This window comes from Bradyrhizobium campsiandrae, from assembly GCF_014529705.1.
GTDB classification, from domain to species: domain Bacteria; phylum Pseudomonadota; class Alphaproteobacteria; order Rhizobiales; family Xanthobacteraceae; genus Bradyrhizobium; species Bradyrhizobium campsiandrae.
Genome location: NZ_JAANIH010000035.1, coordinates 41,801 through 55,651, shown reverse-complemented (window position 1 = coordinate 55,651; position 13,851 = coordinate 41,801). Strand labels below are relative to the sequence as shown.

Below are 13,851 nucleotides of genomic sequence, written 5' to 3'. Positions count from 1 at the left end.
AATGGATTGGATGAGTTGTCGATTTGCTCGCGCGAGGCCGGGCGGTTTCGTGTAGGTTTGACGCCGATTTGTTGCTGTCCGCCATTCGATTCTGTTGGGGATTTCAAATGCGCACTCTCACCATCATCGTTTCGCTGATGTGCATGGTTCTGTCGGTCAGCGCCGCGAAGGCCGACCGACGCGTCGCCTTTGTCGTCGGCAACGGCGCCTACAAGAACGTCGCGCAACTGCCGAACCCGCCGATCGATGCCAAGGCGATGGCATCGACGCTGCGCAATGTCGGCTTCGAGGTGATCGAAGGATCCAACCTCTCGCGTGACCAGATGACCGAGAAGCTCTTGGATTTCGGCCGCAAGGCGCAGGGCTCCGACATCGCGGTGTTCTATTATGCCGGCCATGGCATCGCCGTTGGCGGCACCAACTACCTCTTGCCCGTCGATGCCGACATCAAGTCGGAGATGGACGTCAAGCTCGGGGCGGCCATCAACGTCGACCTCACGCTCGACCAGACCATGGGGGGCGCCAAGGTCAAGCTGGTGTTCCTCGATGCCTGCCGCGACAATCCCTTCGCCGCCAAGATCAAGTCGAACTCGGCCACCCGCAGCGTCAATGTCGGGAGTGGTCTTGCCGAGATGAAGTCGGGCGAAGGCACGCTGATCGCGTTCGCCACCGGCCCCGGCCAGACCGCGCTCGACGGCCAGGAGGGCAACAACAGCCCCTTTACCCGCGCGCTGATCGACAACATCACCAAGCCCGGCGTCGAGATCCAGCAGGCGATGACCTCTGTCCGCGCCCAGGTCAATGAAGAGACCCACAAGGGTCAGCTGCCCTGGGGCCACACCAATCTGATCGGCGCGGTCTACCTCAACCAGGCGCCGACGACCCAGGTCGCGAATGCGGCGCCGACGGCAAGCGCGGCACCAGCCGCAGCGGCCGGCGGGTCCGAGGCTGAAGTCGAGTTCTGGCGCTCGGTGAAGGAATCGAACAAGCCGGAAGAGCTCAACGCCTATCTCTCTGCCTATCCCAACGGCCAGTTCAAGCCGCTGGCGCTGGCACGGCTCGCCGCAATCCAGAACGGGCCGTCGACCACGACGCGCAATCTCAATGCCGGCGTCGATCCCGCGACGTTCACTGATGACGCCAGCCAGCTCACCGAGGACCAGATCGGCCTCGACAAGGGGCAGCGCCGTGACGTGCAGCGCCGCCTCAACGGCCTAGGTTTCGACACCAAGGTCACGGGTGTGTTCACCGACGAGACCCGCTCGGTGCTGAAGCGCTGGCAGGCCGCCCGCGGCTATCCGTCGACGGGCTTCCTCAACAGGCTCCAGCACAAGGCGCTGCTCTCCGAGATCGTGGCGTCGACGACGACCGCAAGTGAGGACAGCCCGAAGCCCACCCGGCGCGCCGCGCCTGCGCAGAGCGCTCCGGTTCAGCACCGCGGCGGAGGCGATGCCGGCGCAGCGTTCGTCGGCGGCGTCGTCGGCGGCATGATGGGTGGCATGTTCCGTCGCTAGTCGCTTCCCGGACATATCAGGAAAGGACCCGGCCGCTTGGTCCGGGTCCTTTCTATTGATCACTACTGATCGTGCTTTGAAATCGACCTAAAACGAAAGAGTGTCCCATCGGACACTCTTCTTGCCGAGCATGATTGAGGGCCGGTGCAGAGGCTTGCACGAACGCCTAGATCGCGTTCAGACCCGCTCTCGTCGAGGACCGACGACGATAGCGTGTGACGGCTGCCAGTCCGGCAAAGCCGATCATCATCATGGCCCAAGTGGAGGGCTCGGGAACTGCGCCAACCGCATTCCCCTCGACGAAGAGTCTGACACCCGTGTCGCCGAACGCGTCCCAATCGTTCGAAAAGAACGAACGAAACAGATTGGGTGACCCGACAGGATTGTTCAGGAAGCCGAGACCCGCATTGCCGTTGGCGCCGAACGCACCCGATCCGAACACGACACCATAGGTCCCCGCGTTCAATGTAACTGACAACGACTCGGCTAGATCGATCGCCGTCACCGTGGGCACGGAGAACACAACATGGGCGAGACTGTTTGCTTCGATGCCCGACGAGGCGAATGTCGGCAGCAGGGTGGAAGACGACACAGGAACGATGGCGCCAAAGATCTGGCCCGACGGGAAACCGCCGAACTGCGCACCGATTGCCGTGATCGTGGTCTTCTGGGTGAGCGTGAACGCTGCGCCGATCAGATCGTTGTTGCTGAGGATATATTCGCCCGTATCAGCGCCCGTATATGTCGCGCTCTCGTAGACCGTGCCGGCCTTGGCCATACTGGATAGCGAAGCCGCTAGAAGCGCAATCGCGGCAGCGACAGATCGTCGCCCAATGATATTCCGAGACATTTGACACATTTCCTTCACAGAATTCCAACGCTAAAAAACTAGGTCGCGTATGTGACTCCTCTGTGAAACGGAATTCATGGCTGCATGTGGCTCTGGCAGAACAGCCGTGCAGCTCGTTGCGGGATGATTTCATTTTATTGAAACAATGCGCGCTGCAGCCGACCTGTCGGGGCACCGAAGCGCGCCCCGACGCGGCAAGAGCTTGGCAAGAAACTTGACAAGAAACTTGGCAAGAAAACTTGGCAAGAAAATTGGAATGTTCGCCGACCCGTTCGCTCCAAGCGCCTTGAGAGCTACTTCCCCGCCGCCTTTCGCAGCGCCTCGTTGATACGATCCTGCCAGCCGGGGCCGCCCTCCTGGAAGAACTCCAGCACATCCTGGTCGATGCGCAGCGTGATCTGCTCCTTGACGCCGGGGACGGCGTTCTGCTTCGGCGGCGGCGCGGCGACCTTGGCCGTCACCTTCTTGAATGCCGCCTCGGCCTCGGTGCGCGCATCGCCCAATGTCCGCGGCCGCCTCGGTTGGTCCGCCATCTCTCAGATTCCTTCAAACAGAGCCGTCGAAAGATACCGCTCGGAGAAGGACGGCACGATCGCCAGGATGGTCTTTCCCGCAGCTTCCGGCCGCTTGCCGATCTCAAGCGCTGCGGCGATCGCCGCGCCAGAGGAGATGCCGCCTGGGATACCCTCGTGCCGCGCCAGCGCCCGCGACGTCTCGATGGCCGTGGTCGAATTGATCTTCACGATCTCGTCGATCACGGAGCGGTCGAGGATGTCAGGCACGAATCCCGCGCCGATGCCCTGGATCTTATGCGGCGTGTGCTGGCCACCTGACAGCACCGGGCTCTCCTCGGGCTCGACGGCCACCACACGCAAGGACGCCTTGCGCGGCTTCAGCACCTGACCGACACCGGTGATGGTGCCGCCCGTGCCGACGCCCGCGACGAAATAGTCGATGTTGCCTGCCGTGTCGTTCCAGATTTCCTCGGCCGTGGTGCGGCGATGGATTTCGGGGTTGGCGAGGTTCTTGAACTGCTGCGGCATCACCGAGTTCGGCGTCGTCTTCAAGAGCTCTTCGGCCGCGGCAATTGCGCCTTTCATGCCTTGGGCGGCAGGCGTCAGCACCAGTTCGGCGCCGAGGAAGGCGAGCATCTTGCGCCGCTCGATCGACATGGATTCCGGCATCACCAGCTTCAACCGGTAACCGCGTGAGGCCGCGACGAAGGCGAGCGCGATGCCGGTATTGCCGGAGGTCGGCTCGATCAGCACGGTGTCGGGCTTGATGATGCCCGCCTTCTCCATGGCAATGATCATGGCCGCGCCGATGCGGTCCTTCACGCTCGAGGCCGGATTGAAATATTCCAGCTTTGCCAGAATGGTGGCGCCGACGCCGTGCAGGCCCGGCAGCCGGCGCAGGCGCACGATCGGCGTGTCGCCAAAAGCCTCGACGATCGAGTCATAGACCCGGCCGCGGCCGGGTTGGTGCGCTGCACCCGTGGTGGACGATGCGTCCATGGTGAACTCCCCTTGGCAACGATTTGCGCCTCTCGCACAGCGTTGGCGCAGTTACGGACAGCGTGTGACGACACGCAAGCGACAATGCGGCACATGTTAAATACGCTGCATCGCAAAATCGCGTGAGCTCTATTTAGCAGAAAAGCAACGCATTTGTGTTGCGACCTCGTCAACTGATTCTGCTTATGTTAGACTTAGGTCTCAAAGCAGGGAGGTCACCACGATGTCAGCAGTTGCTGAAGTGTTGTCGACCGTCGCACCAAGGCGCGATCCGCGTTGCAGTGAGTTGCCCACCTGTCCCGTCTGCGCCGACTCCATGGTCGCCGCCGAAGCCTCCGCCTACGTCTCGGACCACGTAATCAGCTATCTCTGGACCTGCGACACTTGCGGCTACGGCTTCGTGACCAAGCACGCCGTCAAGCAGCGGATCGTGTGCAACTGACCTTTGATCGCTCTAGCGCGGGGCGATGTCGCCCCTCGCCCAGTCCTCGCGCGTACGCTGATAGAACTCGTCGAACGTTCCGCGTGCGATCGCGTCCCGGATGCCCTGCATCAGGAACTGGTAGTAGGCGATATTGATTTCGGACAGCAGCATCGCTCCCAACGTCTCGCCGGCCTTGACGAGGTGATGCAGATAGGCGCGCGCATAATTGCGCGCCGATGGCCATGAGCTTTCTTCGTCGAGCGGACGCGGATCGTCGGCGTGGCGGGCGTTGCGCAGATTCACCTGGCCGAAGCGGGTAAAGGCGACGCCGTGACGGCCATTGCGCGTCGGCATGACGCAATCGAACATGTCGACGCCGCGCTTGACAGCCTCGAGCATATCGTCGGGCGTGCCGACGCCCATCAGATAGCGCGGGCGGTCGGACGGCAACGCCGGCGCGGTCTCGTCGATCATCGCCAGCATGACGGCCTGCGGCTCGCCGACGGCAAGGCCGCCGATCGCATAGCCGTGGAAGCCGATCTCGACCAGCCCTTGCGCGCTGGCATGGCGCAATTGCGGGATGTCGCCGCCCTGCACGATGCCGAACAGCATGTAGCCGTCGGGCGCGCTCTCGAAGGCACGCTTGCTTCGCTCGGCCCAGCGCAGCGACAGCCGCATCGCCCGGTCGATGTCGTCGCGCTCGGCCGGCAGCCGCACGCATTCGTCCATCTGCATCGCAATGTCCGAGCCGAGCAGGCGCTGCACCTCGATCGAGCGCTCCGGCGACAGTTCGACCTTGGCGCCGTCGATATGCGAGCGGAAGGTGACGGCCTGCTCGCTGACCTTGCGTAAATCCGCCAGCGACATCACCTGGAAGCCGCCGGAATCCGTCAGCATCGGCCCGTTCCAGCCGGTGAACCGCTGCAGGCCGCCAAGCGCGGCGATCCGTTCCGCGCCGGGCCGCAGCATCAGGTGATAGGTGTTGCCGAGCACGATGTCGGCGCCGGCGTCGCGCACCTCGCGCCAGTGCATGCCCTTCATGGCGCCGGCGGTTCCGACTGGCATGAAGGCGGGCGTCCGCACCACGCCATGCGGCGTGGTCAGGCGGCCGGTGCGCGCGGCGCCATCGGTGGCGAGCAGCTCGAAATGATTGGGAAGACCGGTATCTGGACGACTCATGGCGCCGCTTATTGCGTGTCGGGCGAGGCCAATCAACCCGCACATTGCCCCAGACTGGGACAGCGTTGACAGGGACGTGATACGCCGGCGGCTTGATAAACAAAACGATACAGTATAGTTTAGTAGCGGGGCTGGACGAGACGCCGCGGCAGATTGCCGGCGGCCGTAGATGCGTGATCGTCAGCCAGTCGCCGATGCCCCTCCTCCCACATTCGACTGAGGTGTCCACCCGCCCCGACGGCTGGACAAAGCGGACGGTCGTTCTTCTGATCAGGTCGGTGGTGGTGGCATGTAGCGTGGCGCTCGCCGCCTGCACCTCGATCCCCCGCACGCCCTACACCGCGGCCGATGCGAGTGCCTCGCGCGTGCTCGATATCGATGGCCTGCGGCGCTACACCGACGAGCCCGTCACCAAATTCAGCTTCGAACAGGACAAGGCGACCGGCAGCCGAACCTATCTGGCCCTGTCAGGCGGCGGGGCCGACGGCGCTTACGGTGTCGGCGTGCTGAACGGCTGGACCGCGGCACGCAACCGCCCAACTTTCTCCGTCGTCTCGGGCGTCAGCACCGGCGGCCTGATCGCACCGTTTGCGTTTCTCGGATCGCAATATGACGACACGCTGCGGGAGCTCTACACCAGCGGCATCGCCGAGAGCCTGCTCAACGACCCCAGCATCATGCGCGTGCTGTTCGGCTCCGGCCTGTTCGGCAATACGCGGCTGCGCGAGCTCGTCGCGCGCTATGTCGGGCCGGAGATCATGGCGCAGGTCGCGCGCGAGAATGCCAGGGGCCGGCGGCTGCTGGTGGTCACCACCGATCTCGACACCCAGCGCACTGCGATCTGGGACATGGGCAAGATCGCAGCGGTCGGCACGCCTGAAGCCCTAAAACTGTTTCGCGACGTGATGGCGGCCTCCGCCAGCATCCCGCTGGTATTTCCGCCGATCATGATCGAGGCCGAAGGCCAGGGCCGCAGGTTTCAGGAGATGCATGTCGATGGCGGCGTGACGGCCCCGGTCCTGACCTTGCCCGAAGCCTTGCTGTTGCAGGGTCGCCTGCCCGGCAACGCGAAGATGGACATCTACATCCTCGTCAACAAGAAAATCGAGCGCAACTTCGAGCTCGTCGCCAACAGCACGATCGACGTCGCCTCACGCAGCCTGTCCGCGATCACGCAATCGCAGACGCGGTCGGTGATCTTCTCGACCTATGACTTCGCCAAGCGCAACAACCTCGGCTTCCATCTCTCCTACATCGAACGCGACTATCCGGCGCCCCCTTCCGAAGGCTTCGACACCGCCTATATGCGGGCGCTCTACCAGTACGGATACGAGAAAGCAGCGGGCGGCCAGGCCTGGACCTCGCGGATGCCGTAACGTCACGCGTCGCGGAACGGCTTTGGTGGGAGACCGTTGACGATACGGCCAATTCGGCCAGATTCGCGATGACGCCCCGGTTGCTGCACGGTATAGAGCAATATCGGACATCGCGACCGCGCAGGCATCGCTAGGGCATATCATCGGGCATGGGATTGGCTGCGAGCAGGACAAGGACAGTGGCGCCGCGGCGCGAGACCTCGAAGTCGCGCGGCGGCCGGCCGACCAAGAGCGCCGCGATCGAGCGCGATCAGCGGCTGATCGAGGTCGCCACCCGCCTGTTCCTGGATCGCGGCTTTGATGCGACCTCGCTCGATGCCGTTGCCGAAGCGGCTCGCGTCAGCAAGCCCACGGTCTACGCCCGCTATGGCGACAAGCGCGGCCTGTTCGCCGCGGTTCTTCGCCGCGAGATCGCGCGCTGGCTTGCGCCGTTGTCCGCTGCGGCGGAAACGCAGCTCGACAGTGCTTCGGATATCCCGGTCGAACAGCGTCTCGTCGAGATCGGGCGCGAGATGCTGAGCTTCACCTGCGGTCCCGATGCGGTTGCCTTCAGCCGCATGATGACGTCGCAAGCCATCAATTTTCCCGACGTCGCCAAGCTCGGCAAGGAAGAGGGCTGGTTGAAGGCGGTTGCCACCACGGCGCGCTTCTTCGACCATCTGATGGCGCAGGGCGCGATCGAGGTGGAAGACACCACGATCGCGGCCGAGGTGTTTCTCGACGTCGTCGTCGGACACCACCATCGCCTGGCGACCTTTGGAACGCCGCCGGAGATGAAGACCGCCGAGAAGCGGATGCGCGCGGCGATCAAGCTGTTCCTGGCCGGCGCGATCGGCCCTGCGGACCGCCTCCAGAGCGCACCAAAAGCCGCGCAACGGCGCCGCCCCTCCCGCTGACATGTCCGTGAGCCGGCGATTTGTCCCCTGCGCACCACGGGCGCGTCGTTGACCAAAATAAAACGATACGGTATTGTTTTGTTTATAGAGCGGTGCGGGCCACTTTTCTAACCAGCCCCAAGAGTGGACCGAATCGCTTAGATCGCCGCGGCGGGTACAGCCCGTTCGCGACGCTCCGCGGCCGGCCGATGCCCAAGGTCGGCCGCGATTTCTTTACGAACATCCGGCAGAGTTGCTGTTTCAAGGCTTGCCGGCCAAGGGGTTCGAGCATGAGTGCGACGAGACCGCAGACATACGGGATGCTGACGATCGCCCTGGTGGGGCTGCTCATCGCAGCGCCGGCCCGCGCAACCGTCTCAGCCGACAGCACGCCCACCGCTCTTCACAACGAGGCAGATGGCGATACCGCCGCGGATCGCCAGGCCATCAGCCGCGAGATCGAGCGCTTCCGCTCCTCGTCGATTTCGATCAGCCAGGCCATTGCCATCGCCGAGGCTCGTCACGCCGGCGCCACGACGGCGGATGTCAGCTTCGACGGCGGTTCGGGCGTACCGGTGTACCGGGTCAAGACTCTGCACAACGACCGGATCTGGCGCCATACCATCAACGCGGCGACCGGCGAGGTCATGGGTGGCGAAGCCGCCCTGCCCCTGACCGAACTCGACCATGAGGATCGCAGCAACCTCGCAGCGCTCGGCACCATCAGGCATCGCCTGGCCGATGCGGTCCGCGTCGCCGAGAAGGCCGCATCGGGCAAGGCCATCAGCGGCGGCCTGGTGCGCGACGGCGGCCGGCTCAATTTCGCGATTGTCGTCATCAGCGGTGACGACCTCAAGGAGGTCCTGCTGGAGCCGCCGGGGGCGCGAGGCAAATAGCGCCGGCCACAATCCCGCCAAAAGCCATTGACGGGCGCAAAACTCTCCCGCATAAGTCGCCGCCATGTTCACGACCACCAAACGCACGACCAAAACCACCACGGCCTTCGGGGCCTGGGGAGGCGTGCGCGCGTAGTCGTCGACGAGAACGCATCAGCTCTACCGCAGCCCCGCCCTCGATGGTCGGGGCTTTTTTGTTGCCTGAATCCCAGCTCTCGTAAAATGCAATGGAGGACAAAGTGAGTAACGATCCCGTCGTCGCGATTGTCGGCGTCACCGGTGCGGTGGGCGCCGAATTCATCGCCACCATGGACAAGCGCGGCTTTCGCGTTGGCAAGCTCAAGGCGCTGGCCAGCGCCCGCTCGGCCGGCAAGACGGTATCGTTCCGCGGCAAGAATATCCTCATCGAGGAGCTGACCGAGCGCTCGTTCGACGGCGTCGACATCGCGCTGTTCTCCGCTGGCAGCGGCATCTCCAGGAAGTTCGCACCCATGGCGGTCAAGGCCGGCGCCGTCGTCGTCGACAATTCTTCCGCCTTCCGCATGGATCCGAACGTCCCGCTTGTCATCCCCGAGGTCAACGCTGGCCGCATCAGGAATCACAAGGGCATCATCGCCAATCCGAACTGCGCCGCGATCACCGCGCTGGTGCCGCTGTGGCCAATCCACCAGAAGAACCGCATCAAGCGCGTCATCGTCTCGACCTATCAGGCAGCGTCCGGCGCCGGCGCAGCCGCGATGGACGAGCTCGTCGAATCCACCCGCGCCAACCTCAACGGGCAGGTCTATACGCCCAAGGTGATGCCGCACCCCTACGCGTTCAATCTCTTCAACCACAACACGGCCATCGACCCTGACACGGGTTACAACGACGAAGAGACCAAGGTCATCAAGGAAACCCGCAAGATCTTCGAGGACGAGAAGATCGCGATCGGCGTCACCTGCGTCCGCGTGCCGGTGCTGCGTGCGCATTGCGAGGCCATCACCTTCGAATGCGAGAAGCCGATCAATGAGGACCAGGTCCGCAGCCTCATGGCACAGGCGCCGGGCGTGAAGGTCGTCGACGACCGCGCGAAGAACTACTTCCCGATGCCGATCGATGCCTCAGGCCAGGACGACGTCCTGGTCGGCCGCATCCGCAAGGACCTCAGCGATCCCTCTGGTCATTCGATCTCGATGTTCGTGGCCGCCGATCAATTGCTCAAGGGCGCCGCGCTGAACGCGGTGCAGATCGCGGAGCTGTTGCCGCAACGGGTGATGGCGTAACGCATCTCAACCGTCATCCTGAGGTGCGAGCCCAGCGCTGCAACGCAGCGCTGGGGGAGCCTCGAAGGATGCACGGCCGAGAACCAACAGCGGGGCCGTTGCCCTTCGAGGCTCGCCGAATAGGCGAGCACCTCAGGGTGACGGTGATAGCGTCGCGCTTGCCGTTTGAAGCTCTGCTCGAAACAAGAGGCACGCATCCCCATAAGAATAAAACCGATATCCTTGCGCGATCGCGTGCGCATAGGCCTGCTTCATCGTGTCGAGCCCGGCAAAGGCCGACACCAGCATGAACAACGTCGACTTCGGCAGATGAAAATTCGTCATCAGGACATCGACCGCGCGGAAGCGATAGCCCGGCGTGATGAAGATCGAGGTCTCTGCCGCGAAGGGCTGGATCGTGCCGTCTTCGCTGGCGGCGCTTTCCAGCAGCCGCAATGACGTGGTGCCGACGGCGACGATGCGGCCGCCGTTCTTGCGCGCGGCGTTCAGCCGTTTCGCCGTCTCGGCCGAGATCGTGCCCCACTCGGCGTGCATCTTATGAGCGTCGGTGTCCTCGACCTTCACCGGCAGGAAGGTCCCTGCCCCGACATGCAATGTGATGCTGACGACCCCAACGCCGCGGTCGCGCAGCGCCTGCTCCAGCGCCGGCGTGAAATGCAGCCCCGCGGTCGGTGCTGCGACCGCGCCTTCGTTCGCCGCGAACATGGTCTGGTAGTCGGCGAGATCCCGATCGTCCGGCGTGCGCTTGGAGGCGATGTAGGGGGGCAGCGGCGGGCTGCCGAGATCTGATATTGCCTGATCGAGCGCGGGCCCGTGGAACGAGAATGACAGCGTCACCTCGCCTTCTGCGCCCTTTGCCTCGACCTCGGCATCGAGATGGCCGAGCAGGCAGACCTTGCCTTCATTGCCAAAGCGGATGCGGTCACCGGCGACAAGCTTCTTTGCCGGCTTCACCAGCGCCTGCCAGCGCGAACCATCGAGGCGCTTGATCAGCGTCGCCTCGATCTTCGGCTCGGTCTCGCGGCCGATCCGGCGGCCTTTGAGCTGAGCCGCGATTACCTTGGTATCGTTGACGACGAGCTGGTCGCCCGGCCTCAACCAGTGCGGCAGATCGGCGATGGTCTGGTCGCGCAGCGCACCGCTCTCGACAACCAGCATCTTGGCGGAGTCGCGCGGGCTCGCCGGGCGCAGCGCGATGCGCTCAGGCGGCAGATCGAAATCGAAGAGGTCGGTGCGCATTGGTGACTTGCCTCCAGAGGCGCGCGAACGCGCCTCTGGAATGACGGACTTACTCCGCGTCCGCCGCCATCCGCGCCTTGACGATCTTGTCCGGGTTCTGCACCGGCTCGCCGCGCTTGATCTTGTCGACGTTCTCCATGCCCTCGGTGACCTTGCCCCACACCGTGTACTGGTTGTCGAGGAAACGGGCGTCGTCGAAGCAGATGAAGAACTGGCTGTCGCCGGAATCGGGATTGGCGGCACGGGCCATCGAGGTGGTGCCGCGCACATGCGGCTCCTTGTTGAACTCGGCCTTCAGCTTCTTGCCGGAGCCGCCGGTGCCGGTGCCGTGCGGGCAGCCGGTCTGCGCCATGAAGCCCTCGATGACGCGATGAAACACGATGCCGTCGTAGAAGCCTTCGCGGACCAGTTCCTTGATGCGGGCGACATGGCCGGGCGCGAGGTCGGGGCGCATCTCGATGGTGACGGGGCCCTGCGTGGTCTCGAGGATCAATGTGTTTTCGGTGACGCTCATGCTCGTCTCTCTTGTGTTGAGGGTGAAGTCTTGTCAGGTGACGTCTTGCGGTTGCGGAACTGGATCGCGAATGGACGTCCTGCGGCAGCGCCCGCCATTGCATCGGTAAATGGCATCGGCGTGCAGCGTTGCAACGCCTCCATCACCGCGATCCGGTATTGCAGCCGGTCATTGTCGGAGGCCTCCGCGGATTCATAGGTAATCCTCGGATGGCCCAGAATGTCTCCAGACCGGTTAAAGCTCACCACGACGGTGATGTCGAGTGGGCGCGCTTGGCTCGGCGCCGGCGGCTTCCAGCAGGTCCTTAGGTGCTGGAAGACGTCCTGAATGGTATTGACCTGTGCGTCCTCTGCGGCCGCACCGCAAATGCCGAGCAGCAGCGCTGCGGCAGCGAGCAGAAGCCTGTCGCCGCGGCGCGCCATCATCCCTGCTACTTGATGTCGGAGGCGACCTGCACCTTCACCATCTTGTCGGGATCGGCGACGGTGCCGCTCGGCGAGCCGGCCGGCGCCTTCTTCAGCTTGTCGACCACGTCCATGCCCTGCACGACCTCGCCGACCACGGTGTACTGGCCATCGAGGCCGCCGCCATCGGCGAACATAATGAAGAACTGCGAGTTAGCGGTATCGACGCTGTCGCCGCGCCGGGCCATGCCGACGATGCCGCGGGCGAAGTGAACCTTGGAGAATTCCTGCTTCAGGTTCGGATATTTCGAACCGCCGGTGCCGTTGCCGTTCTGGCCGTCGCCGGTCTGGGCCATGAAGCCGTCCATGACGCGGTGGAACGGCACGTTGTTGTAGAAGCCCTCGCGCGCGAGCTGCTTGAGCCGCTCGGCGTGCTGCGGGGCAAGGTCGGTCCTAAGCTTGATGACGATGCGGCCCTTGGTGGTGTCGATGACCAGCGCGTTGGCCTTGTCGAGATTTGCGGGCAGCTGCTGTGCCACCGCCGGGACGACGCCGATGAGCGCGACCAGCATCGTGGCAACAATTGCGAAACGACGGTTCATGAAAACTCCGGATCAGGTGAGATGAAGAAGCGCACCGTTTTCAGGCGAATTTGGCCTTGAGCAGGGATGCAACGAGCGGCGGCACGAAGGTCGAGACATCGCCGCCCATGCCAGCGATCTGGCGTACCAGTGTGGCGGTGATCGGGCGGACCATGGGAGAGGCCGGCAGGAAGACCGTGTGCACCTCCGGCGCCATGGCCTCGTTCATGCCGGCCAGCTGCATTTCGTAGTCGAGATCGGTGCCGTCGCGCAAACCTCTGATCATGATGGTCGCGCCGTGCTTGCGAGCGGCGGTCACGGAGAGATCGTCAAAGGTGGTCGCCTCCAGCGCGCAGCCGGCCTGGGCTGCAATCGGCCCGCAGACGTCGTGCAGCATTTTCAGCCGCTCCTCCGTCGTGAACAGCGGCTTCTTGCCGGGATGGACCCCGATCGCGACAACAAGCCTGTCGCACAGGGGAACGGCATGCCGGACCACGTCCAGATGGCCGTTGGTGATGGGGTCGAAGGAACCTGGGTAGAAGGCAATGCGCGGCATGGCCCCGTCCTACCGCGCCCGGCTCTGCCCGGCAAGCCGGCCGGGTTCCTTGTCCGGTTCCAGTCGGTTTTCGCGCCGATCCCTCGCGGAAGCCCCGGATTGTTTCGTCCTCGGGGGCCGACGAAACAAAACGGCGTGCGAACGAAACCATTTCGGGCGTCGGCGAAGACGTCCGGAAACTGGCCATGGTTACTAATCTGGCCAACGAATGACGGGCCGCGAGCTGGGCACAGCGGCCGCATCACAGGGGACCGTCAATGATCAAAGCGCTTTCAGCGATCGCTGTCGCCGCATGTGTTGCTGCGACCCTCACCCTCCTGCCCGGTTTTGCTCCGACCGTTGAAGCAAGCGTGCCGCAGCCGCTTGCGAAGGGCGACCGGCTCGACATCAAGGCCATCGGCAGGGACTGCTCGCAGCAGGCCTGGCCGAACTTCGAGGCGTCCTGCCTGCGCCGCGCCGGCACCAGGACTGACGTCCGCGTCGCTCGCCTCGTCACGGCCGACCGCACGCCGTAGGCTGTCTGTCAGGCTGGCGTCATAAACGTCCGTCACAACCCCATGGATATTTGCGACGTCTCGTCGCAGACTGTTTGTTGCTCGCGCCCCTCGGAATGGCCCGAAGGGCGCGATCCCATTGAGGGGTTGCCTTTGTCCAGTACGCCCGC

General features: G+C 64.0%; 16 protein-coding genes. 7 read left to right on the top strand and 9 right to left on the bottom strand.

Annotated elements, in window-relative coordinates:
• The first annotated feature begins 107 nt into the window (after positions 1-107).
• Positions 108-1,514: a caspase family protein gene (locus G8O24_RS24525; protein ID WP_188103824.1), complete on the top strand. Its 1,407-nt coding sequence runs from the start codon at positions 108-110 to the stop codon at positions 1,512-1,514.
• Positions 1,515-1,680: 166 nt separating this feature from the next.
• On the opposite strand, the gene G8O24_RS24520 is transcribed toward G8O24_RS24525, so the two are convergent.
• From G8O24_RS24520 to cysK, 3 genes are all read right to left on the bottom strand, one after another.
• Positions 1,681-2,292 carry a PEP-CTERM sorting domain-containing protein gene (locus G8O24_RS24520; protein WP_202988773.1) on the bottom strand — a complete coding sequence of 204 codons (612 nt, stop codon included), beginning with the start codon at positions 2,290-2,292 and terminating at the stop codon, positions 1,681-1,683.
• A 365-nt stretch (positions 2,293-2,657) separates the two neighbouring features.
• Positions 2,658-2,897: a BrnA antitoxin family protein gene (locus tag G8O24_RS24515; RefSeq protein ID WP_188103820.1), complete on the bottom strand. Its 240-nt coding sequence runs from the start codon at positions 2,895-2,897 to the stop codon at positions 2,658-2,660.
• A 3-nt stretch (positions 2,898-2,900) separates the two neighbouring features.
• Entirely contained in the window at positions 2,901-3,878 is a 978-nt protein-coding gene (gene cysK, locus G8O24_RS24510; RefSeq protein ID WP_188103817.1) for a cysteine synthase A, read from the bottom strand.
• A 223-nt stretch (positions 3,879-4,101) separates the two neighbouring features.
• Between cysK and G8O24_RS24505 the strand changes: the two genes are divergently transcribed.
• Positions 4,102-4,320, top strand: a complete 219-nt coding sequence (locus G8O24_RS24505; RefSeq protein WP_008131002.1) for a hypothetical protein — start codon at positions 4,102-4,104, stop codon at positions 4,318-4,320.
• A 12-nt stretch (positions 4,321-4,332) separates the two neighbouring features.
• On the opposite strand, the gene tgt is transcribed toward G8O24_RS24505, so the two are convergent.
• On the bottom strand, positions 4,333-5,481 hold the full coding sequence (gene tgt / locus G8O24_RS24500; RefSeq protein WP_188103815.1) for a tRNA guanosine(34) transglycosylase Tgt: 1,149 nt from the start codon (positions 5,479-5,481) through the stop codon (positions 4,333-4,335).
• Between the two features lie 221 nt (positions 5,482-5,702).
• On the opposite strand from tgt, the gene G8O24_RS24495 reads away from it, so the two are divergent.
• From G8O24_RS24495 to G8O24_RS24480, 4 genes are all read left to right on the top strand, one after another.
• Positions 5,703-6,857, top strand: coding sequence for a patatin-like phospholipase family protein (locus tag G8O24_RS24495; protein ID WP_376708102.1), 1,155 nt, complete (start codon positions 5,703-5,705; stop codon positions 6,855-6,857).
• A gap of 149 nt (positions 6,858-7,006) precedes the next feature.
• Positions 7,007-7,753: a TetR/AcrR family transcriptional regulator gene (locus G8O24_RS24490; RefSeq protein WP_188103811.1), complete on the top strand. Its 747-nt coding sequence runs from the start codon at positions 7,007-7,009 to the stop codon at positions 7,751-7,753.
• Positions 7,754-8,052: 299 nt separating this feature from the next.
• Positions 8,053-8,628 carry a PepSY domain-containing protein gene (locus G8O24_RS24485; protein WP_376708101.1) on the top strand — a complete coding sequence of 192 codons (576 nt, stop codon included), beginning with the start codon at positions 8,053-8,055 and terminating at the stop codon, positions 8,626-8,628.
• A gap of 227 nt (positions 8,629-8,855) precedes the next feature.
• Positions 8,856-9,893: an aspartate-semialdehyde dehydrogenase gene (locus tag G8O24_RS24480; RefSeq protein WP_188103809.1), complete on the top strand. Its 1,038-nt coding sequence runs from the start codon at positions 8,856-8,858 to the stop codon at positions 9,891-9,893.
• 132 nt (positions 9,894-10,025) lie between these two features.
• Here the strand turns inward: G8O24_RS24480 and queA are convergent, their stop codons facing one another.
• From queA to coaD, 5 genes are read right to left on the bottom strand one after another with little or no spacing between them, the layout of a single operon-like run.
• Positions 10,026-11,132 carry a tRNA preQ1(34) S-adenosylmethionine ribosyltransferase-isomerase QueA gene (gene queA / locus G8O24_RS24475; protein WP_188103808.1) on the bottom strand — a complete coding sequence of 369 codons (1,107 nt, stop codon included), beginning with the start codon at positions 11,130-11,132 and terminating at the stop codon, positions 10,026-10,028.
• A gap of 49 nt (positions 11,133-11,181) precedes the next feature.
• Entirely contained in the window at positions 11,182-11,646 is a 465-nt protein-coding gene (locus tag G8O24_RS24470) for a peptidylprolyl isomerase (protein WP_188103806.1), read from the bottom strand.
• The gene (locus tag G8O24_RS24465; RefSeq protein WP_188103889.1) at positions 11,643-12,068 is read right to left on the bottom strand and encodes a UCP034077 family protein; all 426 of its coding nucleotides are present in this window, start codon (positions 12,066-12,068) and stop codon (positions 11,643-11,645) included. Before G8O24_RS24465 ends, G8O24_RS24470 begins: the two co-directional genes overlap by 4 nt.
• Positions 12,069-12,076: 8 nt before the next feature.
• On the bottom strand, positions 12,077-12,652 hold the full coding sequence (locus tag G8O24_RS24460; protein WP_188103804.1) for a peptidylprolyl isomerase: 576 nt from the start codon (positions 12,650-12,652) through the stop codon (positions 12,077-12,079).
• Between the two features lie 40 nt (positions 12,653-12,692).
• Positions 12,693-13,187, bottom strand: a complete 495-nt coding sequence (gene coaD / locus G8O24_RS24455) for a pantetheine-phosphate adenylyltransferase (RefSeq protein WP_188103802.1) — start codon at positions 13,185-13,187, stop codon at positions 12,693-12,695.
• Positions 13,188-13,444: 257 nt separating this feature from the next.
• Between coaD and G8O24_RS24450 the strand changes: the two genes are divergently transcribed.
• Complete coding sequence (locus tag G8O24_RS24450) at positions 13,445-13,702, top strand: hypothetical protein (protein ID WP_188103801.1); 258 nt, start codon at positions 13,445-13,447, stop codon at positions 13,700-13,702.
• Positions 13,703-13,851: the final 149 nt, after the last annotated feature.